Below are 541 nucleotides of genomic sequence, written 5' to 3'. Positions count from 1 at the left end.
TGTTCTTTGATCTCCGCACACATCGAGGCACTTTTGCCACAAAGGCGCAAAATCTCTCCATCACTGCCCCCACAACTGATCACCGTCTCCACAACAAAACGCCCCATAAAGGCACGAATGCTGTCCTGATAGCCAAAGGTGACATGGAGCGCACTGTTACTGGAGGGAATCTCTAAATCATTGCCGCTATCATCTAATTCCGCCTCGAATGTATCGGCTTCATTACCCGCATTGTCTGTGATGGTTGCCGTTAAAAGACGTTGGTAAAAAACTTCATGAACAGGTTTTTCTCCCACCTTAACCACAATAAAAGGGTGTGTGCGCATTAATCCCATAACCGTTTCACCACGCGGTTCTTTTCTTGGGGGATAAATTCAGGCAGAATGACCGTTAAGCCTCGCGGTAAAATTGGACCATATTTGGCAATCTCTGGATTGGCTTCCAATGTGGCTTCACAATAGCCATTTAATAATCCAACTTGAGAACGGTCCCCTAACACAGCCATGGCATGTTGAAAGCAGAGGAGATCGAGACTCATATC

The 541-nt window shown here is 46.4% G+C and carries 1 protein-coding gene and 1 pseudogene; both read right to left on the bottom strand.

Annotated elements, in window-relative coordinates; translation table 11 throughout:
- Nucleotides 1-326: pseudogene (locus ACFINZ_RS12025) on the bottom strand (late control protein); the annotation flags it as partial.
- Nucleotides 326-541, bottom strand: a 216-nt coding sequence (locus tag ACFINZ_RS12020; protein ID WP_375701649.1) for a tail protein X, incomplete at its 5' end; no start/stop codon positions are given. The pseudogene ACFINZ_RS12025 and the gene ACFINZ_RS12020, both read right to left, overlap by 1 nt.

The organism is Bartonella sp. AA81SXKL (assembly GCF_042196945.1).
Taxonomy (GTDB): domain Bacteria; phylum Pseudomonadota; class Alphaproteobacteria; order Rhizobiales; family Rhizobiaceae; genus Bartonella.
The sequence above is the reverse complement of the archived record's forward strand: the minus strand, read 5'-3'. Positions and strand labels throughout refer to the sequence as shown.